Raw genomic sequence first — 26388 nt, 5'->3', positions numbered from 1 at the left:
TTTTGCGGTCAGGCTACCGTTTCGGCCTCAATCTCTATTTCTTTTCCAACAGGTTTACCGCTTACGCGTTCCTGGAGCGACTGGAAGATGATGAACAGTACCGGGATCACAAACACACCGAATATGGTACCGATCAGCATCCCGCCTACAGCGCCTGTACCTATTGAGCGGTTACCTTCGGCACCTGCTCCTGATGCAATCATTAGCGGGACCAAACCCAGTATAAACGCGAAGGATGTCATCAAAATAGGCCTTAAACGGGCAACCGAGCCATCAATAGCGGCCTGCACAATGCCTTCGCCGTTACGCCTGCGGGCTACCGCAAACTCAACTATCAGGATGGCATTTTTGGCTAACAGACCGATGAGCATGATGAGGGTGATCTGCAAATAAATATTATTTTGAATGCCGAAGATCTTAGCGAAAATGAACGCGCCGGCCAAACCTATAGGCAGTGACAGTAATACAGCAAATGGCAGGATATAGCTCTCGTATTGCGCGCTTAATAAGAAGTACACAAACACCAAACACAGCAGGAAAATAAAAATAGTTTGGCTGCCGCTGGCAATCTCCTCGCGGGTAAGGCCCGAAAACTCGAATCCATAACCGGCAGGCAATGTCTTTGCACCCACTTCCTGTATGGCTTTAATGGCATCGCCCGTGCTGAAGCCCGGTTTCGGAGCGCCGTTTACCGAAATAGAAGTAAACAGGTTAAAACGGTTAACTGATTCAGGGCCGTAAACCTTTTTCAGCGTAACAAACTCAGATATGGGTGCCATGGTATTATTGGCATTGCGCACATACATGTTGTTCAGGCTGCCGGTGGTACCCCTGTAAGCGGCATCTGCCTGGATCATTACACGGTATTGCTTGCCAAACTCATTAAAGTTGGAGGCATAAACACCGCCAAAATACCCCTGTAAAGCGCTTAATACCGAGTTTACAGTAATACCGGCATCTTTACATTTAGCCACGTTAACATCAACCAAAAACTGCGGGAAGTTGGTATTAAAAAACGTAGACGCATATTGAATTTCCGGACGCTGGTTTAATGCGCCCAGGAACTTGCCGTTTATTTCGGCAAATTTCACAATATCGCCGCCGGTTTTGTCCTGCACCTGGAACTCGAAACCGCTGCTGTTACCAAAGCCCTGCAAAGTTGGCGGGGCAAAGAACAGGACGGTAGCACCTTTAATACCGGCTGTCATGCCAAATAGTTTGCCGATAACGGTGTTCACGTCAGATCCTTTGGCCGTGCGTTTGTCCCAGGGTTTCAGCTTAACCATGATTAAGCCGTATGAGCCGCCCGCACCGCTCAGTATGCCCTGGCCGGCAACCCTGATAGTCGATTCCACTTCGGGCAGGGACCTTACCATACCTGATACCTTGTCGATAACCTCGGTAGTACGCTCCAGTGATGCGGCAGGCGGCAATGAGATATCGCCAATAATAAAACCCTGATCTTCATTAGGCACAAAGCCCGATGGTGTTGTTTTTAACAGGAACCAGAATATCAACCCAAAAACTGCAATACCGGCAATGGAGAGCCATTTTTTTGCCGCAAGAAAGCTTACAGATTTTTTGTATTTGCGGGTAATTGTATCAAAACTGGTATTAAAAGCTGTATAAAATCTTTGTAACAGGCCTGTTTTATGATGCTCGCCTTCGGGATGCGGCTTCAATAACAGCGCGCATAATGCCGGGCTTAATGTTAAAGCGTTTACTGCAGATATAAAAATCGCGACAGCAAGCGTTAAACCAAACTGTTTATAAAACACCCCGGTTGAACCGGTAATGAACGTTACCGGGATAAACACGGCAGCCATTACCAAAGTGATAGATACTATAGCGCCGCTGATATCATTCATAGCGCTGATTGTAGCCGCTTTTGCCGACTTAGCCCCATGATCAAGCTTGGCGTGTACGGCCTCAACCACCACTATGGCATCATCCACCACAATACCAATGGCCAGCACCATGGCAAACAGGGTGAGCAGGTTAATGGTAAAACCAAACAGTTGCAGAAAGAAAAAAGTACCCACAATAGCCACAGGCACCGCGATAGCCGGGATCAGTGTGGAACGGAAATCCTGAAGGAATACGAACACTACGATAAACACCAATACAAATGCTTCAATCAGGGTGTGCACAACTTTTTCTATCGAGGCATCCAAAAAGTCATTAACACTAAAAAGGGAAGTATAACTAATGCCCGCAGGGAATGTTTTCGACGCGGCCTCAATGGTCTGCTCGCAGTTTTTAATTAACTCATGCGCGTTTGAACCAGCAGTTTGATAAATGGCTATAGCTACTGCAGGTTTGCCATTCATGGTAGTAGCATTGGCGTAACTTTGCGCGCCAAGCTCAACCCTCGCTATATCTTTCAGGCGCAACAGCTGCCCCTTGGTTGATGAGCGGATCACGATGTTTTCAAACTCAGGCACACTGGTAAGCCTGCCTTTATATTTCAATACATACTGGAACGACTGATTATCGTTCTCTCCTACTTTACCCGGCGCTGCTTCAATGTTCTGCTCGGCCAGGGCGGCGTTCACATCATCCGGTACAAGGCCGTAGGTGGCCATTACATCGGGCTTTAACCAAATACGCATGGAATAATCCTGTATGCCAAATGATGACGCGTCACCTACACCGCTGATACGCTTGATCTGCGGCAGCACGTTAATGTTGGCATAGTTCTGCAAAAATTTCTCGTCGTAGCTTTTATTATCGCTCGACAGGGAAAATACCATCACCATACTGCTTTGCCGTTTACTGGTGGTAACACCCGCCTTTGTAACTTCGGCCGGTAATAAACTGGTGGCTTTTGACACCCTGTTCTGCACGTTTACCGCCGCCAGGTCGGGATCGGTGCCTTGTTTAAAATAAACAGTGATAACAGCGCTGCCGTCATTACTTGCAGTAGAGGTCATGTAGGTCATGTTTTCCACGCCGTTAATTTGCTCTTCGAGCGGTACGATAACACTTTTCATTACCACTTCGGCATTAGCGCCCTGGTATGATGCGGATACCTGCACGGTAGGCGGTGCTATATCGGGGTATTCTGATATGGGCAAGGTTGTAAGGCCCAGGATACCCAGTATGACTATAATTACCGATATTACGGTAGATAGTACTGGTCGTTCAATGAATGTACGTAACATATTGTTTATGTTGATGCCGGGTAAAAAGGAATCCGGCCGGTGTTGTGAAAATTATTTTAGATCTTTATATACCACGGCGTTTTCCTGTACTTCCGGTTTGATAACCATACCGTCTTTTAAACTGCCTGCACCATCGGTAACAATGGTATCACCTGCTTTAAGGCCTTCGGTAACTACATAATATTGGCCTGTGGTGAGGTCCATAACGCTCACTTCGGTATTTTTAACCGCTCCTTTGCCGTCAACCACATACACAAAATGCTTTCCCTGCAGCTCATAAGCGGCCTTTTGAGGGATCAGCACGGCATCTTTTACAGTCTGGGGGATCTGTATAGTAGCACTTCCGCCGCTGCGGATCAGGCCAACAGGGTTTGGAAATGCCGCCCGGTAACTTGCCGATCCGGTTTCGGTATTAATTAAACCGCTGATGGTTTCCACTTTACCTTTTTCGGCATAGGTGCTGCCATCTGGCAATACCAGTGAAACAGGCGGCGTGTTGGCCAGCTTTTCATTCATGGTTTTTCCCTTTACCGTTCTCGAAAAATCAAGCAACTGCTTTTCATTCAGCGCGAAGTAGGCATACACCTTACCGATATTAGATACTGTTGTTAATGGCTGCGCGGTTGAACCGGTGATGAGGCTACCTAATTTATAAGGGATGGCCCCTACCACGCCATCAACCGGGCTGGTTATTACCGTATAACCTAAATTGGTTTTGGCGTTTGCTAAACTGGCTTTTGCCTGGGCAAGGGTGGCCTTGCGGGCTTTTAATGTATACTCCGCCGATTCAAGCTCATAATGGCTGATGATATCTTTTTCAACCAATGGCCTGGTTTTATTAACCTGCAGTTGGGCAGCGCTTACATCAGCTTCGGCACTGGCGATGGCCGCGGTCGCGGTGTTTACGTCCTGGGCATATTGCGGCGCGCTGAGCTTAAAAAGCAACTGGCCCTTTTTTACAACGCTGCCCTCGTCAATGTAGATCTTATCTACATAACCATCAACTTTAGGACGGATCTCTATATTTTGCTGCCCCTGGAGCGTGGCAGGGTATTCGCTGTTCAGCGTAGCGTCATGTAAACTGATTTTAAAAACCGGGTAGCTTTGCGGCGGCTGGGAAGCTCCCGCAGCCATGGCACCGCCCTGGTTTTGGCTGCCGCCGCATGACGACAATAGAATTAAGGCGGCCCCAAAGCCGGTTAACAGTTGAACTGTATTTTTCATAAATATTAACTTGTAGTTATTGGAGTGAATTGATATTGAAGACATTGTGATATATGTTAAATTATTTTGTTTGACGATTGCGTTAATCACCGGATAAATTTTTTACTGGAAAATCATTTTACAGATCATCTTCTTTCGCTCATTAATGAGGCAGGTATAACTTTCATTGCTCAGGTTGAAGGCCTTCTTATATATAGGCCCCATGATAAGCGGGTATGACATCAGCGAAAACAGGTTCAGCACAAAATGCATGGGGTTCATCCGTTCAATATTACCCGCCTCCATCTCGGCGCTGATCTGCTCCATGAACTTATTGATATGGTGCGGCCTGGCCTCGTTTGTGTACTTACAGATGTTTGAATTGATCTCGGTGATCAGGAAAGTTTCCTGGTAGGGATAATCGTTGGCCTCAGTTAAAAACAGTTCTATAAAGCTTTCAACCTTGCTTTTAAACGGCATGTCGGACGCCATAACAGCGTCGAGACGGGTTGTTAAAGCAAGCATAGCTTCCTTAAACACCTGTTCAATTAAAACATCCTTAGTGCGGAAATAGTAATTTAACAAGGTGCGGCTTACACCGGCCGCGTCGGCAATATCCTGGGTATTGGCGTGGAGCCGGCCCTCGGCAAAAAAAATGTGTTTAGCGGTGTCCTTAATTAATTGTTCGGCACCTGTGTCCCTTATCGGCATAAACAAACCTGGCGTTTAACCGGGCACACTATTACGCCCGGCTGCATCAACAACTGATGACAGGGCAAAAGTGGCTCAATTATCGTTTTTGCAGAATGTTTAAAGGATGGCGCAATATGTCAAAAAGTCGTTTTCACTAAAAACATTGTAATGGAATGGTAATAATAGTTACAGCGTTGCAACGATACTTTCCATTTAAAATTAAAATTACAACGAATAGCGTAGTAACTATGTACCAATGAGATCGGACTGAGAAGAATTTCTCCAGGGGGGCTATAGGATTATAAAGGCGTTTGACGGTATTTACTGGGACTGGTACCGCATTGTTTTTTGAAAAACTTGCTAAAAAAGAACTGATCGGCAAAGTTGAGATAGGCAGCAATCTGGGCTATGGTTAACGAGGGGTCGTTAAGGGCGACTTTAGCTTCCAGGATCACAATCTCGTCAATAAACTCGCCGGCGGTTTTGCCGGTTATTTCCTTTACCGTTTGCGAAAGGTATTTAGGGGTAATATTCAGCATGGCAGCATAAGCCTGTACGCTTCTTTCTTCCTTAAAATGCTGCGGAAGGATTTTTAAAAACCTAAAAGTCAGTTCTTCCTTACGCGTGCCTTTTACTTCCGCTATTTTTTGTTGCTTTTGATATAGCGCGCCTATCTCATAAACAAAACCGGTAAAAATGCTTAGCACAACTTCATCCTGGAATGCCAGATCATTACGATTATCCATTTTACTTTCAAGGATTTTCATAATTGATATAAGATTATCGGCCGAATCCTGATCAATAACCAGTAACGGATTTACCTGCGATGATAAAAAATCAAACGCTTCTACATTTTTTGTGTGGATACTGGTAGCAGATAGATAAGCCGAGGTAAATATGATCGAGGTAAGCCTGCAATCTGGGGAAACATTCAGAAACTGGCGAACGGTGTTGGGCGCTACCATCAGGATATTGTTCCTTTTTAAGTTATACTCCAAAAGGTTGGCATTAATTGATAACTCACCTTCATGAACAAGCGTTAAAAAAAAATGATCTGACCGGAAGGGATACAAAATAGGCACCTCAATATCCCCCGGGTTAAACGACATAATATGCAGGCCTTTATACTGATTGGTAATACCAAGGGGGGCAAGTAATTGCTCCATGGTATGCATCTGTACGGGCAGGATCTCTTTCGGCATAGTAAGCAATAATAACTATTATTTGCACGAATTATTACGAATTGAACGAATTACGTTCATTTTCGGCAGATGAACTGAAATAAAAAAGCGTCATTGCGAGGTACGAAGCAATCCCCTATAAGCAGGGCCGATCTGTATAGTTTGGGATTGCTTCGTACCTCGCAATGACGCTTGTACTTTGTATCCGATTATTACCGCCTATCAGCTCATCGACGGGAACGAAATCCCCTTAATCTTCCTAAACAATTCTACCGCGTACAGATCGGTCATGCCCGAAACAAAGTCAAGAACGGTCTGGATCTTTGAATAATCGTCATTGGCTTTGGTTAAAAACTGTTTAGGGATCAGTTCGATCAGTTTCTCGTGGTATTTTGAATTATTTTTTAAATAAGCAGGGACAAACTCTTCCAATAAACCACCCATTACTTTGTAACCGGCAACTTCCTTTTGCACTACCGAACTATAATTGTAGATCTTTTTTACCGAAACCTTTTCGATCGCTTTCATGGCAGACCGGAGTGGTTCTTCAATCGCATCCATCAGCGCCGAATTAAAATCGCCATTCATGATCTCCTCTTGTTTGTCATAAAACAGATTTGAACATTGATTTACCAGGGTATTGATTGCTATTGCCCTTAGATATCCCACCTTAGCATCAGTATCATCAAACTCCTCCAGGCGCTCTTCCATCCGGGGAATAGTACACAATGGCATTAGCAATGCTTTTACTTCCTCGTAGGAGAGTATTTTAAGGCGATGGGCATCTTCCAGATCAACGACATTGTAGCAAATATCATCAGCCGCCTCAACAAGGTATACTAATGGATGCCTTTTGTAAATAAGTTCATCGTCCTCTACCCTGATCAAACCCAAATCATTGGCTATCTTTTCAAAGTCCTGTTGCTCGGAAGCGAAGAAACCATATTTCTTTCGGTAGATGATACCCTTTTTATGCCCGGCGACAGATGAACACGGGTATTTTGCAATAGAAGCGATGGTTGAATAAGTTAATGCCAAACTCCCCCGGCCTTTACCGGCAAACGGATGCGTTAATAATCTCAAAGCATTGGCATTACCTTCAAAATGCGTCAAATCTTCCCATTGCTGCGCGGTAACAGTGTCTTTGTAATCCTTACCTGCTCCTTCTGCAAAATAATGTGAAATGGCTGATTCGCCCGAATGGCCAAAGGCGGGATTACCCAAATCATGGGCTAAGCAGGCGGCAGCCACCATATTACCGATCTCACTGATCAGCGGATATTTCTTTTCTACATCTGGATCTTCTTTAAGCATCCGGTTAAAATGCATCCGCCCTAACGAGCGGCCCACACTGGCTACCTCCAAACTATGGGTAAGCCGGTTATGTACAAAAATGCTTCCGGGTAAAGGGAATACCTGGGTTTTGTTTTGTAACCTCCTGAAGGGTGATGAAAAAATGATCCGGTCGTAATCCCGCTGAAACTCCGATCGCGCATCGATATGGTTTGCAATATATTTATCCTCGTAACCCCAGCGTTTTGCCGATAACAGTTGATCCCAGTTCATTATAGTTTGATGTATATAGAGCGGCAAAAGTAGCCATTATGCATGAAAGAAATAATAATCTACACCACCTCAAAATGCTGCCTTAATTTCTCTTCTTCCAAATCAAGCAGATCCAATTGCTGCTTTACAATATCATCGCTGATGTTTTCTTTTTTATTCAGTGTGAGTAACAAGGCCCGCTGCTGATCCATTACATCATTTAAAATTAAGCGGTAGTCATGATAAAAATTATCGGCGCGTTGTTCACTGCCATCTTTTTCCCAGTCTTTCAGCAGTTCCATATCGGCACTCAATCTTAACCTAAATGCTTTGATCATATCGTTACCTTCTAACCTGTCGGCATATTTATCTTCAAGTATTTGTAAAGCTAACTTCGATAACTTTTTCCTGACCAACTGTTTTTGCTGCTCCGGCGAAACGGTATAGTCGCGATCTGGCATATTTACAAACTTCACCAATAAGGGCAACGTAAGGCCCTGAACCACCAGGGTAAACATGATCACCACAAATGTGATAAACAAGATGAGGTTGCGTTGAGGAAAGGCGGCGCCCGATGGCAAAAGTTCAGGGATACTCAAGGCGGCGGCAAGTGAAACCACACCCCGCATACCTGCCCAGCCTAACAATAATGGCCCCTTCCAGCCCGGGCTCGGATCGGCTGTAGTGATGTAACGGCTAATGAATACGGTAAATACAGAGGCACCAAAAGTACTGGCTAAACGGGCCAGTATCAGTACACCGGTTATAATGAGACTATAATTTATCGCCGGTTTCAAACCTTCGGGCCCAAGCGCCTTGATAATTACCGGAAACTCCAACCCTATCAGGATAAACACAAACCCGTTTAAAACAAATGCTACCGTTTCCCAAACATTAACTCCCTGCAACCGGCTGCGGTAACTTAATATCACGTGCCGTTGTGACGACAGGAACAAACCGCCGCTTACTACAGCCAGCACTCCCGAAAAGTGAAACTCTTCGGCTGCCATATACATGGCATACGGTGTAATAAACGTAAGGATAATATCAATATTGGCCGTAGTTGGCAACCATCGGTGTATGGTATAAAAAACCAAACCTACTGCCAATCCTATAACGATACCCATTACAATCACCAGTACAAAACTTAGCGTGGCTTGTCCTAATGCAAATTTGCCGGTAACAACCGCGGCAAGCGCAAACCTGAATATCACCAGGCTCGATGCATCGTTCATCAAACTTTCGCCCTCAACAATGGAGATAAAGCGTTTAGGTATTTTGATATTTTTAAGGATATTGCTTGCTGATACCGCGTCGGGTGGTGAAATGATCCCCCCGAGCAAAAAACCCAGGGGCAGGGTAAAACCTGCTATCAGGCTATTTGACACAACCGCGATTAAACATGATGTTAAAATAACGATCAGAAACGCGAAGCTGGAGATCACCCTGCGCCATTTCCAGAAATCCTTCCAGGAAGTGTTCCAGGCCGATTCATATAACAAAGGCGGCAGAAAAATAACAAAGATCAGATCGGGTTGTATTTCGATGCCCTTTAAAAAAGGAACAAAACCAAGTGGCAAACCAACCAAAACAAGTAAAATGGGATAAGCTATTTTTATTTTTTGCCCCAGCATTACCACAAAAAGGATAACTACTAACAGGCAGGCACATTGAATAATAACGTGATGCAGCATGTAGCTAAAATACAATTATTCGTTGAGTAAAGCTTGCAAGCTATATTATTAGGCAGTATTAAGAAAGCATGAACAAATAATCGTTTTTGCTGTTATGAAATCATTAAATAAAACTACCGAAGTAAAAATTGAGTTATAAAAAGATAAAATCCTAAAAAACAGCGACAAAAAATAAAAATAAAGTCATTTTATATCAAAAAAAATACAAACCTATTTCGATAGCTTCAAATATTTTAGTATTTTCGCAATCATGGCGCCGACGATAAAAAAAATATTCTTCGCATTATTTTTTTTCCAGCTTGCAATAGCTGTAGCCCCTGCTAACGCCGAATCAATTTTAACCCACTACAAAAAAACCGGCCCCGCTGCCGATTTAATTTCCCGTACCCATCAAAGGATCATCGGTCAAATTCAGCAGCAGGAGGTTCAGGATGATTCACCCGATTCGGATACTAACGAAGCTCACCATAACCGTACCATCATACGCTTTTTACCCAGCCGGGTAAATTATTCATCAGCACTAATGCCTGGTCAGCAGGCCTCACTTGCAGATGTTATATCATTAGTCGAAAAACGACAAAACCAGAATAAATCCATCAAAGGATTTTTGCCTGCATATTACAACTTCCTTTTCAGGCTCAGCCCGTTCTGATCCTTTTTCCGTTTCAGATGCCCTTTGCGGCAAATCCATGTTTTTATAAATCAAATTTTAACATTGGCTAACAGTACGTGATTAGCACTGCTATGCCTATAATCTATCCGGAAAAAAATGAAAAAGATCATCATTTATATACCCCTGCTGGCCATGACCGCCGGTATATTTGTCACGGGTTGCTCAACCAAAGCCAAAACCAATAACGAAGCTGCCGCTTCCGATACGCTTCAGCTGCCTGTACTTACTTTAAATACGCAGGATACCGTTCTTCAAAAATCATACGTTGCCGATATCCAGGCACAAAAAAATATCGAGATCCGCTCACGCGTTCGTGGCTTCCTCGAAAAAATATATATCGATGAGGGAAAGCAGGTTAAAAAAGGCCAGCTTTTATTTAAACTTAACGACCAGGAATTTAAAGTAAACCTGTCAAAAGCTAAAGCCGCGTTAAGTAATGCCGTGGCCGCTGCCAAAGCAACCGAACTTGAGGTAGCAAGGGTTAAACTACTGGTTGACAAGAAAGTAATATCTAAATCTGAACTGGAAGTTGCCGAATCAAAGATGAGTGCCGATCGGGCAACCATTGAAGAAGCACGCTCCATGGTACAAAGCGCCGAAGACCAACTGGCTTATACTTACATTCATGCGCCGTTTGATGGCATCATCGACAGAATCCCGCTTAAATCGGGCAGTTTGATTGATGAAGGCACGCTGCTTACCAGCCTGTCTGATATCAGCTCCATGTATGCTTACTTCAGTTTCCCTGAAAATGAATACCTGCAGTACATCCGCAAAAAAGAATCGGCACCGGGCCAAACAAGTGATAAAGTTAAACTGGTATTAGCAGATGGACTGGACTTCCCTTACCAGGGCGAAATAGAAACAGTAGAGGCCGAAATTGAACAAAAAACAGGCTCCATCAATTTCAGGGCAAAATTCCCTAATCCGAACAGGTTATTGAGGCATGGTGCTACCGGTAAGCTTTTCATATCTACCAAAGCCAATAACGTAGTCATGGTGCCACAGCAGTCGGTATTTGATATCCAGGATAAAAGTTACGTATACATAGTTGATAAGGATAATAAACTGCATATGCAGGCCTTTTCGCCGCAAACCCGTTTTTCTACCTATTATATTGTGAAAGACGGCTTAAAGGCAGGTGACAGGATCTTGTACCAGGGAGCACAGAACGTACGCGACGGCATGATCATTAAACCAAGGAAAATGGCAAAAGATTCATTGCTGGCAATGAAATAATTATCGCCAAGGTTTCCTTTTTCCGGCCGCGTAAAACGCGCGGCGCGGGTTTATTGTACACTTACCCTAACAAACTATGTTCGAAACTTTTATAAAGCGACCAGTGCTGTCGCTTGTTATCTCATTGATAATTACCATGCTGGGTGTGCTGGCGCTTATCACGCTGCCCGTTACCCAGTTTCCTGATATTGTGCCGCCATCGGTAACTGTAACCGCCAACTATACCGGTGCCAATGCCGAGGTATGTGCCAAAGCCGTAGCAACTCCGTTGGAGCGTGCCATTAACGGTGTGCCGGGGATGACCTACATGTCGACCGTTTGCAGTAACGATGGCTTAACGGTGATCCAGATCTACTTTAACGTTGGGGTTGACCCCGACCAGGCCGCGGTGAACGTTCAAAACCGCGTAGCCACCATTATTGACGAAATGCCGGAAGAAGTGATCAAAGCCGGTGTTACTACAGAAAAAGAAGTAAACAGTATGCTGATGTACCTGAACATCATGAGCCAGGACACCAGCATGGACGAAAAATTTATTTATAACTTCACCGATATCAACGTTTTACAGGAACTTAAACGAATTGATGGTGTAGGCCGTGCCGAGATCATGGGCGCTAAAGAATACTCTATGCGCGTATGGCTTAAACCCGACAGAATGATGGCCTACAAGGTATCAACCGATGAGGTGATAGATGCCATCCGTGCCCAGAACGTAGAGGCCGCGCCGGGCAAAACCGGCCAAAGCTCGGATAAAACCCCGCAAATGCTGCAATATGTATTGCGCTACCCGGGCAAATTTTTTGAGCCTAAACAATATGAAAATATTGTGATCCGCGCCGAGGAAGACGGTTCGGTATTAAGATTGAAAGAAATTGCTGATGTTGAATTCGGTTCCCTAACCTACAGTATGGTTTCCAATACTGACGGCAAGCCTTCGGCATCAATCATGATAAAACAACGCCCCGGTTCTAATGCCCGCGAGGTGATCAATAACATTAAAACCCGCATGGCCGAGCTTAAGGAAAGCTCATTTCCGGCCGGGATGACCTTCAACGTAAACTATGATGTATCGCGCTTTTTGGATGCATCAATACATGAAGTATTACGTACGCTGGTTGAGGCTTTCATCCTGGTTTTCATTGTAGTATTCATTTTCCTGCAGGATTTCCGGTCGACACTGATCCCGGCTTTGGCGGTCCCGGTAGCCCTCATCGGTTCGCTGTTTTTTATGCAGATGCTGGGGTTCTCCATCAACCTGCTCACGCTCTTCGCATTGGTGTTAGCCATCGGTATTGTGGTGGATAACGCAATTGTAGTAGTGGAAGCCGTACACGTAAAAATGACCGAAAACCACATGAACGCCATGGATGCCACCGTAAGCGCCATGCGCGAGATCAGCGGTGCTATTGTGGCTATTACGCTGGTCATGTCGGCGGTGTTTGTGCCGGTTGCCTTTATGTCGGGGCCTGTTGGGGTATTTTACCGGCAGTTTTCGCTTACGCTGGCTATTTCCATTGTGATATCGGGCGTCAATGCTTTGACGCTTACCCCCGCCCTTTGTGCTATCATGCTGAAACATAGCCCTGCTTCAAAAAAGAAAAGTTTGATGCAGCGCTTTTTTGGCGGTTTCAATAAACGGTATGATGGATTACAGAATAGGTATTCAACCTTCATGACCTATCTGTCGCCGCGCAAGGGTATTACTTTGATATTGCTGGCGGGTTTCTTTATCCTCACCTGGGGAACCAGCGCTATTTTGCCAACGGGCTTTATCCCAACTGAAGACCAGGGTATGCTTTACGTGAACGTAACCACCCCGGCAGGTGCTACAGTTGAGCGTACCGAACAGGTGCTGAAAGAGATCGAAGCCAAAACCAAATCGATGAAATCTATAGAATCGGTTTCAACCCTTTCGGGTTACAGTTTGGTGAATGAGATTGCCGGTGCGTCGTACGGCATGGCCATGATCAACCTAAAACCATGGGATGAGCGCAGTGAATCATTGGATGATATTATTGCCGAGCTGACCGCAAAAACCAAGAATATCGGCGATGCTTCTATCCAGTTCTTCCCCCCGCCTACCGTGCCGGGCTTTGGTAACGCCAGCGGTTTCGAGATAAGGGTACTTGATAAAAGCGGCCAGGGCGATTTGCAGAAAGCTGCCGATGTAACCAAAAACTTTGTAAATGCGCTTAACGCTTCGCCGGAGATTGCCGGAGCATTCACCAGCTTTGACCCCAACTTCCCGCAGTATATGATCTCTGTCGATCAGCAAACAGCGGCCCAAAAGGGCATTACGATTGATAAAGCCATGTCGACCCTGCAAACATTGATGGGGAGTTTCTATGCTTCCAATTTCATCCGTTTCGGGCAGATGTATAAAGTGATGGTACAGGCCTCGCCCGAATACAGGTCGCGCCCGGAGGATGTACTTAACCTGCAGGTTAAGAACGATAAAGGCGAGATGGTACCTTTCTCCACCTTCATTAAAATGGAAAAAGTATTTGGCCCCGAACAACTTACCCGCTATAATATGTACACGTCGGCCATGGTTACCGGCGATGCAGACAAAGGCTTCAGCAGCGGCGATGCCATTAAAGCCATTGAACGTATTGCTGCCGAAAAACTGCCGAAAGGCTATGCCTTTGAATGGTCGGGTATGACGCGTGAGCAGGTCCTTTCAGGTAACCAGGCTATTTACATCTTTGTGATCTGTTTGATCTTTGTTTATCTGCTGCTGGCTGCCCAATACGAAAGCTTTTTGCTGCCGCTTCCGGTTATCCTTTCATTGCCTACAGGTATTTTCGGCGCGTTCTTCTTCCTGAAGATCACCGGGCTCGAAAACAACATTTATGCCCAGGTGGCACTGGTAATGCTTATCGGCTTGTTAGGTAAAAATGCCATCCTCATAGTTGAGTTCGCTATCCAGCGGCAAAAAGAAGGATTGAGCGTTTTGAAAGCGGCTATTGAAGGTGCGGTATCCCGTTTACGGCCAATCCTTATGACATCGCTGGCATTCATTGCCGGTTTGATACCGCTTTGCGTAGCAAGTGGCGCCGGTGCAATGGGTAACCGCTCTATCGGTACCGCTGCTGCCGGAGGTATGCTGATGGGAACTATTTTCGGATTGATCCTTATTCCGGGTTTGTATGTCATCTTCGCCGGTTTGGCCGAACGCAATAAAAAGCAAAAACCAGCCACAGAAGTAACTCATCATGAGCTGGATATCGTTAATAATTAATCAAGATCTGCAATGCTAAAAAAAGCAATTTTCTATATACTCCATACGGCACTTTTGATGGTAATCATGGCCGGCTGTAAAAGCTACAAACCGGTCACGGGCCAGGAAGTGGCTGCTAATCTGCCATCGTCATTCAATAACAGTACTGATACGGTAACAATTGCGGCCTTACCAATAGGCCAGTTTTTTGCCGATCAGAGGCTCGTTAACCTGATTGACACAGCCCTTAAAGCAAACCCCGATTTGTTAAGCGCCCTGCAAAGGGTTGAAGCCGCGCGGGCCAATCTACGGTTCAACGCCTCAAAGCTTTTACCTACCATAAACCTGGCCGCAAACGCAGGGGTTGAAAAATATGGTGATTATACCCAAAACGGCGTAGGTAATTACGACACCAATTTTTCAAATAACATCAATAGCGATCAGCATATCCCCAATCCTGTACCTAACTATTTCCTGGGTTTTCAAAGCTCATGGGAGGTTGATCTTTGGGGCAAGCTAAACAACCAGAAAAAGGCCGCCTTTGCCCGTTTCCTGGCCAGCCAAAGCGGATACCGCCTGGTAACAACCGCGCTTACAGCCCAAATTGCAGGGCTCTATTACCAGTTACTGGCTTACGATACCGAATTAAGCATCATCAAAAAAAACATCAGGCTGCAGGAACACGCGCTGGAGATCGTTAAAATCCAAAAACTGGGTGGCCGCGCTACGGAATTGGCTGTGCAGCAATTTGAAGCGCAGTTGGCCCGTACCAAAGGTTTGGAGTTTACCACCCGCCAGCAGATCACCGAAACCGAAAATCAACTCCGCTTTTTAACCGGAAGTTATACCGGCATGGTAACACGGGACACCTCTATCATGAAAACGAAACTACCGGTGGTTGTTGGTACAGGAGTTCCATCGCAAATGTTACTGAACCGCCCGGATATCCGAAGTGCGGAGCTGGAGCTTACCGCCATGAACGCGGATATCAAAGCGGCAAGGGCAAACTTTTTCCCTACTTTAACTTTAACTCCTTATGTTGGCTATAACAGCTTCAGGGCAAACCTGTTGTTTGATCCGGCTTCGTTTACTTATGGTATTTTAGGGGGCATCACCGCTCCGATTTTTAACCGCAAAGCAATCAAAGCCGAATATGAGCGGACTATAGCTGAACAGAAAATAGCGGTGTACAACTATCAAAAAAGTATCCTTTCCGGTTTCCAGGAAGTAAAGAATAATTTGAGCGGGATAGAGAATTTTAACCGCGCTTTTGAATTTAAACAACAGGAGCTGCAATCGCTAAACAATGCCTTGTCTGTAGCTAACGATCTGTACCTTGTTGGCCGGGCCAATTACCTTGAAATTATCACCGCGCAACGCAGCGTACTTGATGCCGAACTTGAACTGGCCGGCATTAAGCGGGATATTTTCTTAAGCTCGGTTAATTTATACCAGGCTGTGGGTGGAGGCTGGAAATAAATAGATTTTTATCAAACAAAAACAGGCGCTTGCAAGCGCCTGTTTTTGTTTGGAAGGAACTTTCTGAAACTTTTTAAAGCGAGAGAATGCGCGATTCCCCTCTTGAGAGGGGTGTATGGGTGTGTTTCGCCATGCGTAAAAATAAACGCTGCATAAACACACCCCTGCCAACGCTCTTTTCTTCGCGCCCCCTCTCAAGAGGGGAATTTTAAACACACCACACCCGTCACAAATCCGTTACACAAGTCAAATTACATCGCAATAATATTAACCAGTAGTATAAATTGCTTAATATAGTGGTTCCGGTGTTTACCAAACGAAGCACCGGTTGACTGACTAATACTTAAACAATTAACACAAATGATCAAACTTTTAAAGCATGCATTGATCACTCCATCAATTGCTGTACTGGCGTTTAACGCGGTTGCCCAAACCGCCGCGCAACCAAAGCTTATTGAAAAGGTTACCCGTAAGGGAACCGAGCTGGTGATCCCCTATGAAAAATATGTATTACCTAATGGCCTTACGGTTATTTTGGCCGAAGACCACTCCGATCCGCTGGTTCATGTGGATATCACCTATCACGTAGGTTCGGCACGTGAGGAGATCGGTAAATCGGGCTTCGCCCACTTTTTTGAGCACATGATGTTTCAGGGGTCAGATCATGTAGCCAATGGCGATCATTTTAAGATCATCACCGAAGCCGGCGGTACCCTAAACGGTTCAACTAACCGCGACCGTACCAACTATTATGAAACCGTACCCGCCAATCAGCTGGAAAAAATGCTTTGGCTGGAGTCGGACAGGATGGGCTTCCTGCTCGATGCTGTCACCCAACAAAAATTTGAGGTGCAGCGCGCAACCGTAAAAAACGAACGCGGGCAAAACTACGATAACCGCCCATATGGTTTAGTTAGCCAGTATGCATCAAAAACACTTTATCCATACGGCCACCCCTATTCATGGCTTACCATTGGCTATATTGAGGAGTTGAATAAAGTAGGCGTAAACGATCTTAAAAACTTTTTCCTAAGATGGTACGGCCCTAATAATGCCACGCTAACCATTGGCGGCGATCTTAACCCAAAACAAACCTTAGCCTGGGTGAGCAAATATTTCGGCGGGATCCCAAGAGGGCCTCTGGTAAAGAATATGTCTTTACCCGCACCTGTGTTAAAGGCCGACAGGTATGTATCCTACACGGATAATTACGCCAAGTTCCCCTTGTTATCTGTAAGCTATCCGGGCGTAAAGATCTATGATAAAGACATGTCGCCTCTTGATGCTTTATCGGCCATCATCGGCCAGGGCCGTAACTCTATCTTTTACAAAAACTTTGTAAAAACCCGTAAGGCGGCACAGGCCACCATGAGTTCATCCAATACCGAACTGGCCGGTGAGATCAGCATGCGGGTTATACCTTTCCCGGGGCAAACTTTAGCTGACGCCAAGAAACTGATAGATGAATCCTTAGCCGAGTTTGAGAAAAAAGGCGTAAGTGACGATGACCTGGCCCGCTTTAAAGCCACTGCCGAAGCCGATTATATAAACAGTTTATCGAGCGTAAGCGGTAAAGTATCAGAACTGGCACAGGCGCAAACTTTCACCGGTAACCCTAACCAGATCGGCCGCGAACTGGCTGCTATCCGGGCGGTAACCAAAGAGGATGTGATGCGCGTTTATAACCAGTACATTAAAGGTAAACCGGCGGTAATATTAAGCGTGTTGCCTAAAGGCGGTAACCTGCAACCTGTAGCACCCGATAATTTTACTGTTGATACCACAGGTTACAAAGCACCGGATTATGGCTATAATGGTTTAACCTATCACAAGCCTAAAGATAGTTTTGATCGTGCTGCAAAACCGGGCGTTGGCCCTAACCCGGCCATTAAAGTTCCGGCTATATGGTCGGCCAATACACCAAATGGCATCAATATCATTGGTACTCAAAATAACGAGATCCCATCAGTATCTATGTCGATCTCTATTAAAGGCGGTGGTTTGTTTGCCATCAACAACCCATCAAAAGCGGGTTTGGCAGGTATTGTCGGCCGTATGATGAATGAAGAAACCCAGAAATACACTGCCGAAGATTTCAACTCCGAACTGGATAAACTGGGCAGCAGTATCACTTTTTATGCCAGTTTAGATCAGATTGATGCTGAGGTATCGTCGCTTACCAAAAACCTGGGCAAGACAATGTCCCTGCTCGAAGAAAGGTTATATCACCCGAAATTTACCCAGGACGCGCTCGACAGGATCAAGAAGCAAACTTTGGAAGGCTTTAAACAAGCTAAAACCCAACCTGCAGGCGTAGCCAGCACAGTTTACAGCAAAATACTTTATGGTACCGACAACGTACGCACTTACGCCGCGGGCGGTAATGAAGAAACTGTTGCAGGTATAACGTTGCAGGATGTTCAGGACTATTACGATAAAAACTTCTCACCATCGTTAACCAAAATTGTTGTGGTAGGCGATGTTAGCGAGGCATCTGCAAAAAGCGCGCTCGCTTTCCTCAATACCTGGAAGGATAAAAAGGTGAACATCCCGGCTCCTGCTGAGGGTAAAACATTTGATAAAACTACTTTATACCTGGTTGATATCCCGGGCGCGGCACAATCTGAAATCCGTATCGGATATTTGGATAAACTAAACTATGATGCAACAGGCGATTATTATAAGCTGAACATAGCCAACTACATTTTAGGAGGCGCTTTCAATAGTCACATCAATCTTAACCTGCGTGAGAAAAAAGGCTGGACATATGGTGCCCGTTCATCTTTCAGTTCGGGTAAATATGGCGGCGACTTCACCGCTTCGGCCGGCGTATTGGCTACGGCTACCGATAGCTCGGTGGTTGAGTTTATGAAGGAGATCACCAACTACCAAAAAACCGGGATTACACCCGAAGAATTGAAGTTCACCCAAACTTCTATCGGCCAGAGTGATGCCCGTCGTTATGAAACCAACGCGCAAAAAGCGGCGTTTTTATCGCGCATCCAGGAGTACAGCCTTAAACCTACTTTTGTTGACGAGCAAAGCAAGATACTATCGACCATTACTCCCGCCGAAATCAATGGGCTTGCTTCAAAATACCTCAACCCTGATAACATGATCATTTTGGTTGTTGGGGATAAGGCAAGGATCTATCCGGGCCTGCAAAAACTGGGCTACCCGATTGTTGAACTTGATGCCGATGGCAAGCCAAAACAATAAATTAACATAACAACTGGCGGATAAAACCCTTATACCTTAACCGGTATAAGGGTTTTTATTTTAAAAATCAATCATTTATAATAAAGCTACAACCCTACGGGTGTTGTTTACACCATTGCTTTGCAACTGAAAAGTTACTATTCAAAACCTATTTACTAACATTGATTTAACCTAAATTGAATACATAAAGTTCAATTTTGAAAGGTTGATATGGTGCTTATGGCAACTGCCAAAGCCGGTGGTGTTAATATTTTAAGTTTTAACTATTTGAGTGCAAGCAGTGCACCGGCCTTGTAATGGCACAATAATATCCCAACAGGAGCATGTGAATGCGTATTCCTGTTTCTTTTAGTTCCCCTAAATCTTTCCGGTTTTAAAATTTAAGCAGCGTAAACGCATTTGCTATGCATTGTATCTATCTATCATAAAAAACAACATTATGAAAATTAACAACTTACTTATCGGCCTGGGCTTAGCTTTAACCTTTGCCGGATGTTCCAAAGACCTTAAAAACTCGCCTACTCCACCAAAAACCGGCGATACTACAGCAAGCCCACCTGCCCCGGTTCCTTATTCCATTACCGAAGGTTTTGAACAGGGAAGCAAAACCGCCTATGCAGCAGCCGATGTAACCCTAAGCACCGGAAGCTGGAATTTTAGCGACGCCCTGATAGGCAATCTCGCTGCCGACCTTAAAGATGGCAGTAAATCTGTACGGCTCCGTACCGGGGATATCGCGATGAATTTTGATATCAAAGGTCTTACTACTTTATACATTAAACACGGTAAATATGGCAGCGATGCCACATCGACCTGGCAGTTGCTAATGTCGACAGACGGCGGGGCGAATTACACGCAGGTAGGTACCGATATTACTGAAACCAATACCACCCTGGTAACCGACTCATTTAAAGTGAGCGTTACGGGTAAAGTTAGGTTTGAGATCAAAAAAGCAGGCACAACCCGCATCAATATTGATGATATTACCTTTAAGGGTACCGGCGATCCGGGCATTACCGTTGGCATACCAGATACGGGCGGCAGCGATACTACCGGCACATCAAATTCAGCAACACCGAGGGATGTTACTGCCGGCGCCGATGCGCCTCCTGTAAGCGGCGATAACAGCAACCTGCTTTTCGGTAACCCATCAAATGCCCTTTCAACACTGGCATCTAAGGATAACTACCTGATAGACCAGAAGTATTATGTAGAATCATACAACGCTACCAAAGGCGAACCAAACTGGGTAAGCTGGCACCTTGACGCGACCAATACCACCAATGCGACTGGCCGTTTGGATAATTTTGCCGGCTGGAGCGGGATCCCTGCCGGCTGGTACCAGGTTGAGAGCAACAGCTATTCGGGCAGCGGGTTCGACAGGGGGCATAACTGTCCCTCGGCCGATCGCACCAGTTCAGCCAACGCTAATTCCTCAACCTTCCTGATGACCAATATGATACCGCAGGCGCCTCAAAATAACCAGCAAACCTGGGCCAATCTTGAAAATTACCTGCGCGAACAAGTAGCGGCCGGCAATGAGGTTTACATAATTATGGGCAGCTATGGTACAGGGGGAACAGGCTCAAACGGGGCTGCCAGTACCATCAATAATGGCCACGTAAATGTACCGAGTAACGTTTGGAAAGTCGCCCTGATCATACCCAAAGGTGACGGCGACGTTGCGAGGGTTACCGCTTCAACCAGGGTTATCGCGATAAATACCCCTAATGTTAACACCATTAACTCCGACTGGACCAAGTACATAACAACTATCAAAGATATTGAAACAGCAACAGGTTATACCTTACTGTCGAACCTGCCAACTGCGGTTAGGACAGCGCTTGAAGTTAAGGTAGATACCGGAGCCTCGGGAACATAAGAAATTGGTAATTGAAAAAAGAAGCCGGGGGTATATAATATTTCCGGCTTTTTTATTGGCTTTTTCGCGGGTGTTCAATTTTTGAAAAAGGGGGTGTTCAACTTTCGGAAGCCCAATATTATAACACATTGATTATCAGTACCAAGATGTTCAAATTTCGCTATTGGACATTTCTTGATATTTATAACACATTGATTATCAATTGATAAAATTCAGGCAAAAACAAGAAGTGTTCACACTTTTAAAAATTGAACACCTGGTGTTTGTCTTGCTAAATATTTAAATCCTGTGAACTCCAAAGGTGAAATGACAAAAGAGGCCTGTCAGTCTGAGCTTGTCGAAGACTCGCGCGCAGAGTCCCGCCCACCATGCTTCGACAAGCTCAGCATGACCCTTACTTTATTTTGTCATGGGTATACTGATAGTATAGTGAGCGATCAATCCACTCCTTTTACATTCATTTTAAAGGTGTAAACTGCCTTTGATGCGGTTATAAATAATACATCTTTGTTTTTTCCGCCAAAACAGATGTTGGCAGTCCACGGTTCATCGATATCTATGTGCCCAATCTTTTCGCCTTTAGGGTTAACTATGGTAACTCCTTTACCGCACATATAAATATTGCCATGTTGGTCTATTGTCATACCATCGCAGCCCATAGCGATAAACAGGGTGCGGTTGGTTAATGTACCATCTTTATTGATATCGTAACGATAGGTTTTGTTATCGCCGATATCAGCCACATACAAAGTCTTACCATCAGGCGTACCGATGATACCGTTAGGCCGTACAAACTTATCATCAACCATTACCGCAGGTGCTTTTCCTTTGGCCAGGAAGTATAATTTTTGTCCGTCAAGATCAGGTTGCTTGCGGGTCCAGTAATCACGTTGATAGTATGGATCGGTTATATAGATGCCTCCGTCCGGGCGTACCCAAACATCATTAGGGCCGTTAAATTTATGTCCCTGGTAATCTTTCAGCAAAACGGTTACTTTGCCTTTCGGGCTGATAGACCAAAGCTGATCATCAGCATCGGCACAGCTAATGAGATTCCCTTTTTTATCAAAATACATCCCGTTTGAGCGGCCCGCACTATCCAGGAAAACAGAAAGCTTGCCATCGGTATCATACTTCCAGATCTTGTTGTTGGGCTGATCTGTAAAAAACACATTGCCTTTTTTATCGACAGCCGGCCCCTCGGTAAAGGAGAATTGTTTGGCAACCAGTTGGGGTTTTGTATTGGGGTCGTACAAATTGGCATCGGTTTGTGCAAATGCCTTAACCGACAGGGCCGATATCAATAGAATAAGAGCAGGTAGTTTTTTCATCGCTTGTGGAGTGTCATAATGGTTTTGCTAAAGTAACACGTTTTTGAGACCGATTATTTTAAAGGGGTAAAATATTTGATACAAGTAGTGAATTTGTAGGATTGAAGAGTTGACTTAACTTTCATTTACCACTATTCAAAATCTCTTTAAAAAGAACTCATTAAAAACGCTATTTTTGCACCTTTATTAAAATACCGTACATCACATGAGTATTGCATTATCCGAACAGGAAATCATTCGCCGCAAATCTTTACAGGAGCTACGTGCACTGGGTATTAACCCTTACCCTGCCGAAGCTTTTAATGTTAACGCCTGGGCGCAGGATATAGCTGATAATTTTAAGGATAAACCCGAGGCCTACCAGGATGTTGTAATTGCAGGCAGAATCATGACCCGCCGTATCATGGGCAGCGCTTCTTTTGCCGAACTGCAGGATTCAACCGGTCGTGTGCAGATCTACCTGAAACGCGATGATATTTGCCCTGACGAGGATAAGACCTTATATAATACTGTATTCAAAAAACTGCTGGACATTGGTGACTACGTTGGCGTAAAAGGCTATGTGTTCCTCACTCAAACGGGCGAGATCTCGGTTCACGTACGTGAGCTGATTGTGCTTTCAAAATCTCTGAAACCGCTACCGGTTGTTAAGCGCGAAGAAGACGGAACTATCCATGATGGTTTTACCGACCCTGAACTGCGTTACCGCCAGCGTTACGTGGATTTAACGGTTAACCCCGATTATAAACAAATTTTCATCAACCGCTCAAAAGTGATCAGCGCTATGCGCGGTTACTTTAATACCCAGGGATGGATGGAAGTGGAAACCCCTATTCTGCAGCCTGTGCATGGTGGTGCAGCGGCCCGTCCGTTTGCTACGCACCATAACACGCTGGATATGCCCTTGTTTTTACGTATTGCCAACGAGCTTTACTTAAAAAGGCTTATTGTAGCCGGTTTTGACGGTGTTTATGAATTTGGCAAAATGTTCCGCAATGAGGGCATGGACCGCACCCACAACCCGGAGTTTACCGCCATGGAAATTTATGTAGCCTATAAAGACTATATATGGATGATGGCCATGGTTGAGGAATGCCTGGAAACTGTTGCCAAAGCAGTTCACGGAATCCCGGTTGTACAGGTTGGCAGCAATGAAATTAACTTTGCAGGTCCGTACGAAAAATTATCGATGTATGACTCGATCCTGAAATACACTGGTATCGATGTATCGGCCATGGATGAAGCAGGTTTACGCGAGGTTTGTAACGAACTAAAAATAGAAGTAAACCCAAGCATGGGCAAAGGCAAACTGATCGACGAGATTTTCAGCGCTAAAGTTGAGCATCACCTGATCCAGCCTACTTATATTACCGACTACCCTATCGAAATGACCCCGCTTGCCAAAAAGCACCGTACTAAAGAAGGTTTGGTTGAGCGTTTTGAGTTATTCGTAAATGGTAAAGAGATAGCAAATGCTTACTCGGAGCTGAATGATCCTATCGACCAGCGTGAGCGTTTGGAAGAGCAGCTGATCCTGGCCGGTCGCGGTGATGACGAAGCTATGGCAATGGATGACGATTTTTTACGCGCGCTTGAATACGGTATGCCGCCAACATCTGGTTTAGGTATCGGTATCGACAGGCTGGTAATGCTGATGACCAATCAAAGCACCATCCAGGAAGTATTGTTCTTCCCGCAAATGCGCCCGGAGAAAAAAGCTAAAGTAGCTACCGCCGATGATTTTATAAATATCGGTGTACGAGCCGAATGGGTGCCGGTATTGAATAAAATGGGCTTTAATACCGTTGAAGGATTAAAAGCAGCTAACCCCAACAAGGTATTTAATGATCTTGGCGGGATGCGTAAAAAACTAAAACTCGATATTACCATGCCAACCAAAGAAGAGGTAATGGCTTGGTTTGAATAATGAACCATGATTTGTAGGATTTTAGGATTACCCTGATATTTAATAATGGCCTGCTTCGCGCGGGCCATTTTAGTTTATGATCAATCATAAAATCTTTCAATCAAGAAAATCAACGCAATCAGCGTAATCCCTCCATTCAGCGGTTATAATTTCTTAACAAAAGCTTAAAAAAAATAATACTTTCATTTAAAAAGAGTTAGCTATTATTGTAATAAACATATATTACAAATATCATGACCAACTCAATATTAGAGATCACCGAAAACGAATACCTGATCAAACTTAACAGGAGCAATTTTAACCTGTCGTTCATCAGGAGTTTATTGAAACTTGTTGAAGTGGCCAATCCGTCTGAAGAATCTGAATATTCATCATACACAGACAGCTACGTTCAGCCTTATCAAAACCATTCAGCAACGCCTGATTATTTCAGCGCCATTGAAGAAAAATAAAAGGGACGCGGTTTTCGCGTCCCTTTTATTTTTATCCCTTTTTCTTACCTGTTCTTTTTCTTAGAACTGACGATATCCACCTCTTACTACTTGCTTATCCATTTGGGCTAATTGGCCTTTCATCATTTTAATTTGTTCGGTAAGCAATTTGTTCTTATCATCTTTTGAAGCTTCTGACAAATACATTTGCGCCTCGCGCTTGTTACGCTTAGCCATTGAAATGCCGGCCAGGCTCAACTTCGCCAAAGCTATATTGTGCGACATTTTCATACCCAGCGACAGAGCTTTCTTAAAGTATTTCTCTGATTTCATTGGCGCCTTGCGTGATTCGATCAAACCGATCAGCAAGTTGTAGTAACCGTGCTGGTTTTTGTGAAGCTGTTTTTCGTAATCGGTAATTTTCAACAACCATACTTCCGACTTTTCAGAATTTTCCTTACGTAAAAAATACTGGGCGATGATCATATTCTCGTTAAAGAAGAAGCTAAGCAGTATAACACCGCCCATTAACAGAACAAAAATACCCCATCCCCAAAAACCGAATGCACATAGCGCAACCGCCGCACCCATCACTACACAAGCAATAACTAACCGAACAATATTTGACATAATTTTGTGATACTAATATTAGCGCAAATATCTGTTTATTTGTACGCTTAATCAACTTCTATCTAAATATTTATGGCGATTGCATTACCACCATCATGGCTTGAGGTTTTACAACAGGAATTTGACAAACCTTACATGATAAAACTTAAACAATTTTTAAAAGAAGAGCAGCAATCAGGGCAAGTTGTTTATCCCAAAAACGGCGAAATTTTCAATGCTTTCAATACTACACCTTTTGATGATGTTAAAGTTGTTATATTAGGGCAGGACCCTTATCATGGCGCTCACCAGGCCCATGGTCTTTCCTTTTCAGTACAAAAGGGCATTGCTATTCCCCGATCATTGATAAACATTTACAAAGAGCTGCAAAACGATATTCCCGGATTTAAAATCCCCGCACATGGCAACCTCGAAGAATGGGCTAAACAAGGTGTATTGTTACTGAACGCTACATTAACCGTTAGGGCAGGCAATGCAGGTTCGCATCAAAAAAGAGGCTGGGAAGAATTTACTGATGAGGTAATCAAAACCATTTCCGATAAAAAAGAAGGCATCGTGTTTATACTATGGGGAGCCTTTGCCCAATCAAAAGCGGTTTTGATTGATGAGAAAAAACATTTTATTATTCGCTCTCCGCACCCGTCGCCTTTCTCAGCCGATCGCGGTTTTTTTGGCAGCAAACCATTTTCAAAAACTAACGAGATCCTGAAAAAAGAAGGTAAAAAAGAGATTGACTGGCAAATACATTAGGGGAAAGAATCAAGACGGCAAGAGTCAAGAAATCAAGATTTAAAAAAGTCTGAAACTAAAAAGAGTCAAGAAATGAAAGATATTTAATCCTTCTTCTTGACTCTTGATTCTTATAGTCTTGACTCTT

The 26388-nt window shown here is 44.5% G+C and carries 17 protein-coding genes; 9 read left to right on the top strand and 8 right to left on the bottom strand.

Going from position 1 to position 26388, the window contains the following annotated elements; all coding sequences use genetic code 11:
* Positions 1-8: 8 nt before the first annotated feature.
* From ACEN82_RS08545 to ACEN82_RS08520, 6 genes are all read right to left on the bottom strand, one after another.
* Positions 9-3164, bottom strand: a complete 3156-nt coding sequence (locus tag ACEN82_RS08545) for an efflux RND transporter permease subunit (protein ID WP_413319021.1) — start codon at positions 3162-3164, stop codon at positions 9-11.
* Positions 3165-3215: 51 nt separating this feature from the next.
* Positions 3216-4388: an efflux RND transporter periplasmic adaptor subunit gene (locus tag ACEN82_RS08540; protein ID WP_413319023.1), complete on the bottom strand. Its 1173-nt coding sequence runs from the start codon at positions 4386-4388 to the stop codon at positions 3216-3218.
* Positions 4389-4490: 102 nt separating this feature from the next.
* Positions 4491-5078 carry a TetR/AcrR family transcriptional regulator gene (locus tag ACEN82_RS08535; RefSeq protein ID WP_112654249.1) on the bottom strand — a complete coding sequence of 196 codons (588 nt, stop codon included), beginning with the start codon at positions 5076-5078 and terminating at the stop codon, positions 4491-4493.
* A gap of 281 nt (positions 5079-5359) precedes the next feature.
* Positions 5360-6262 carry a helix-turn-helix domain-containing protein gene (locus ACEN82_RS08530; RefSeq protein WP_413319026.1) on the bottom strand — a complete coding sequence of 301 codons (903 nt, stop codon included), beginning with the start codon at positions 6260-6262 and terminating at the stop codon, positions 5360-5362.
* A gap of 201 nt (positions 6263-6463) precedes the next feature.
* Positions 6464-7807 carry a deoxyguanosinetriphosphate triphosphohydrolase gene (locus ACEN82_RS08525; protein WP_413319028.1) on the bottom strand — a complete coding sequence of 448 codons (1344 nt, stop codon included), beginning with the start codon at positions 7805-7807 and terminating at the stop codon, positions 6464-6466.
* Between the two features lie 59 nt (positions 7808-7866).
* On the bottom strand, positions 7867-9480 hold the full coding sequence (locus ACEN82_RS08520) for a Na+/H+ antiporter (RefSeq protein WP_413319030.1): 1614 nt from the start codon (positions 9478-9480) through the stop codon (positions 7867-7869).
* Between the two features lie 250 nt (positions 9481-9730).
* On the opposite strand from ACEN82_RS08520, the gene ACEN82_RS08515 reads away from it, so the two are divergent.
* The 6 genes from ACEN82_RS08515 to ACEN82_RS08490 all read left to right on the top strand — a co-directional run bounded on the left by ACEN82_RS08515 (position 9731) and on the right by ACEN82_RS08490 (position 21192).
* Positions 9731-10132, top strand: coding sequence for a hypothetical protein (locus ACEN82_RS08515; RefSeq protein WP_413319032.1), 402 nt, complete (start codon positions 9731-9733; stop codon positions 10130-10132).
* Between the two features lie 117 nt (positions 10133-10249).
* Positions 10250-11392, top strand: coding sequence for an efflux RND transporter periplasmic adaptor subunit (locus ACEN82_RS08510; RefSeq protein ID WP_413319034.1), 1143 nt, complete (start codon positions 10250-10252; stop codon positions 11390-11392).
* Between the two features lie 76 nt (positions 11393-11468).
* Complete coding sequence (locus ACEN82_RS08505; RefSeq protein WP_413319036.1) at positions 11469-14633, top strand: efflux RND transporter permease subunit; 3165 nt, start codon at positions 11469-11471, stop codon at positions 14631-14633.
* A 12-nt stretch (positions 14634-14645) separates the two neighbouring features.
* Positions 14646-16091, top strand: coding sequence for a TolC family protein (locus tag ACEN82_RS08500; protein WP_413319038.1), 1446 nt, complete (start codon positions 14646-14648; stop codon positions 16089-16091).
* Between the two features lie 360 nt (positions 16092-16451).
* Entirely contained in the window at positions 16452-19310 is a 2859-nt protein-coding gene (locus ACEN82_RS08495) for a M16 family metallopeptidase (protein WP_413319040.1), read from the top strand.
* Positions 19311-19749: 439 nt separating this feature from the next.
* Complete coding sequence (locus ACEN82_RS08490) at positions 19750-21192, top strand: DNA/RNA non-specific endonuclease (protein WP_413319042.1); 1443 nt, start codon at positions 19750-19752, stop codon at positions 21190-21192.
* Between the two features lie 437 nt (positions 21193-21629).
* Here ACEN82_RS08490 and ACEN82_RS08485 read toward each other — a convergent pair whose 3' ends face one another.
* Positions 21630-22523 (bottom strand): SMP-30/gluconolactonase/LRE family protein, encoded by an 894-nt coding sequence (locus ACEN82_RS08485; protein ID WP_413319044.1) that lies wholly within the window; start codon positions 22521-22523, stop codon positions 21630-21632.
* Positions 22524-22728: 205 nt separating this feature from the next.
* Here ACEN82_RS08485 and lysS point away from each other — a divergent pair, with 205 nt between their 5' ends.
* A complete protein-coding gene (lysS, locus tag ACEN82_RS08480) occupies positions 22729-24450 on the top strand; it encodes a lysine--tRNA ligase (RefSeq protein ID WP_413319046.1) in 1722 nt (573 codons plus the stop codon).
* A 233-nt stretch (positions 24451-24683) separates the two neighbouring features.
* On the top strand, positions 24684-24902 hold the full coding sequence (locus ACEN82_RS08475; protein ID WP_090527160.1) for a hypothetical protein: 219 nt from the start codon (positions 24684-24686) through the stop codon (positions 24900-24902).
* A 60-nt stretch (positions 24903-24962) separates the two neighbouring features.
* Here the strand turns inward: ACEN82_RS08475 and ACEN82_RS08470 are convergent, their stop codons facing one another.
* The gene (locus tag ACEN82_RS08470) at positions 24963-25511 is read right to left on the bottom strand and encodes a hypothetical protein (protein ID WP_090527157.1); all 549 of its coding nucleotides are present in this window, start codon (positions 25509-25511) and stop codon (positions 24963-24965) included.
* A gap of 72 nt (positions 25512-25583) precedes the next feature.
* Here ACEN82_RS08470 and ung point away from each other — a divergent pair, with 72 nt between their 5' ends.
* Positions 25584-26261 (top strand): uracil-DNA glycosylase, encoded by a 678-nt coding sequence (ung, locus tag ACEN82_RS08465; RefSeq protein ID WP_090527151.1) that lies wholly within the window; start codon positions 25584-25586, stop codon positions 26259-26261.
* Positions 26262-26388 lie beyond the last annotated feature (127 nt).

The organism is Mucilaginibacter sp. Mucisp73, from assembly GCF_059491465.1.
This window is presented reverse-complemented; position numbering and strand designations above follow the sequence as displayed.

Bases quoted from the DNA above. Each gene is read 5' to 3' on its own strand.
- ACEN82_RS08475 (WP_090527160.1), top strand. From the start codon at position 24,684: ATGACCAACTCAATATTAGAGATCACCGAAAACGAATACCTGATCAAA.
- ACEN82_RS08495 (WP_413319040.1), top strand. From the start codon at position 16,452: ATGATCAAACTTTTAAAGCATGCATTGATCACTCCATCAATTGCTGTA.
- ACEN82_RS08490 (WP_413319042.1), top strand. From the start codon at position 19,750: ATGAAAATTAACAACTTACTTATCGGCCTGGGCTTAGCTTTAACCTTT.
- ACEN82_RS08510 (WP_413319034.1), top strand. From the start codon at position 10,250: ATGAAAAAGATCATCATTTATATACCCCTGCTGGCCATGACCGCCGGT.
- ACEN82_RS08470 (WP_090527157.1), bottom strand. From the start codon at position 25,511: ATGTCAAATATTGTTCGGTTAGTTATTGCTTGTGTAGTGATGGGTGCG.
- ACEN82_RS08535 (WP_112654249.1), bottom strand. From the start codon at position 5,078: ATGCCGATAAGGGACACAGGTGCCGAACAATTAATTAAGGACACCGCT.
- ACEN82_RS08500 (WP_413319038.1), top strand. From the start codon at position 14,646: ATGCTAAAAAAAGCAATTTTCTATATACTCCATACGGCACTTTTGATG.
- ACEN82_RS08485 (WP_413319044.1), bottom strand. From the start codon at position 22,523: ATGAAAAAACTACCTGCTCTTATTCTATTGATATCGGCCCTGTCGGTT.
- ACEN82_RS08530 (WP_413319026.1), bottom strand. From the start codon at position 6,262: ATGCCGAAAGAGATCCTGCCCGTACAGATGCATACCATGGAGCAATTA.
- ACEN82_RS08520 (WP_413319030.1), bottom strand. From the start codon at position 9,480: ATGCTGCATCACGTTATTATTCAATGTGCCTGCCTGTTAGTAGTTATC.
- ACEN82_RS08505 (WP_413319036.1), top strand. From the start codon at position 11,469: ATGTTCGAAACTTTTATAAAGCGACCAGTGCTGTCGCTTGTTATCTCA.
- ACEN82_RS08525 (WP_413319028.1), bottom strand. From the start codon at position 7,807: ATGAACTGGGATCAACTGTTATCGGCAAAACGCTGGGGTTACGAGGAT.
- ACEN82_RS08540 (WP_413319023.1), bottom strand. From the start codon at position 4,388: ATGAAAAATACAGTTCAACTGTTAACCGGCTTTGGGGCCGCCTTAATT.
- ung (WP_090527151.1), top strand. From the start codon at position 25,584: ATGGCGATTGCATTACCACCATCATGGCTTGAGGTTTTACAACAGGAA.
- ACEN82_RS08545 (WP_413319021.1), bottom strand. From the start codon at position 3,164: ATGTTACGTACATTCATTGAACGACCAGTACTATCTACCGTAATATCG.
- ACEN82_RS08515 (WP_413319032.1), top strand. From the start codon at position 9,731: ATGGCGCCGACGATAAAAAAAATATTCTTCGCATTATTTTTTTTCCAG.
- lysS (WP_413319046.1), top strand. From the start codon at position 22,729: ATGAGTATTGCATTATCCGAACAGGAAATCATTCGCCGCAAATCTTTA.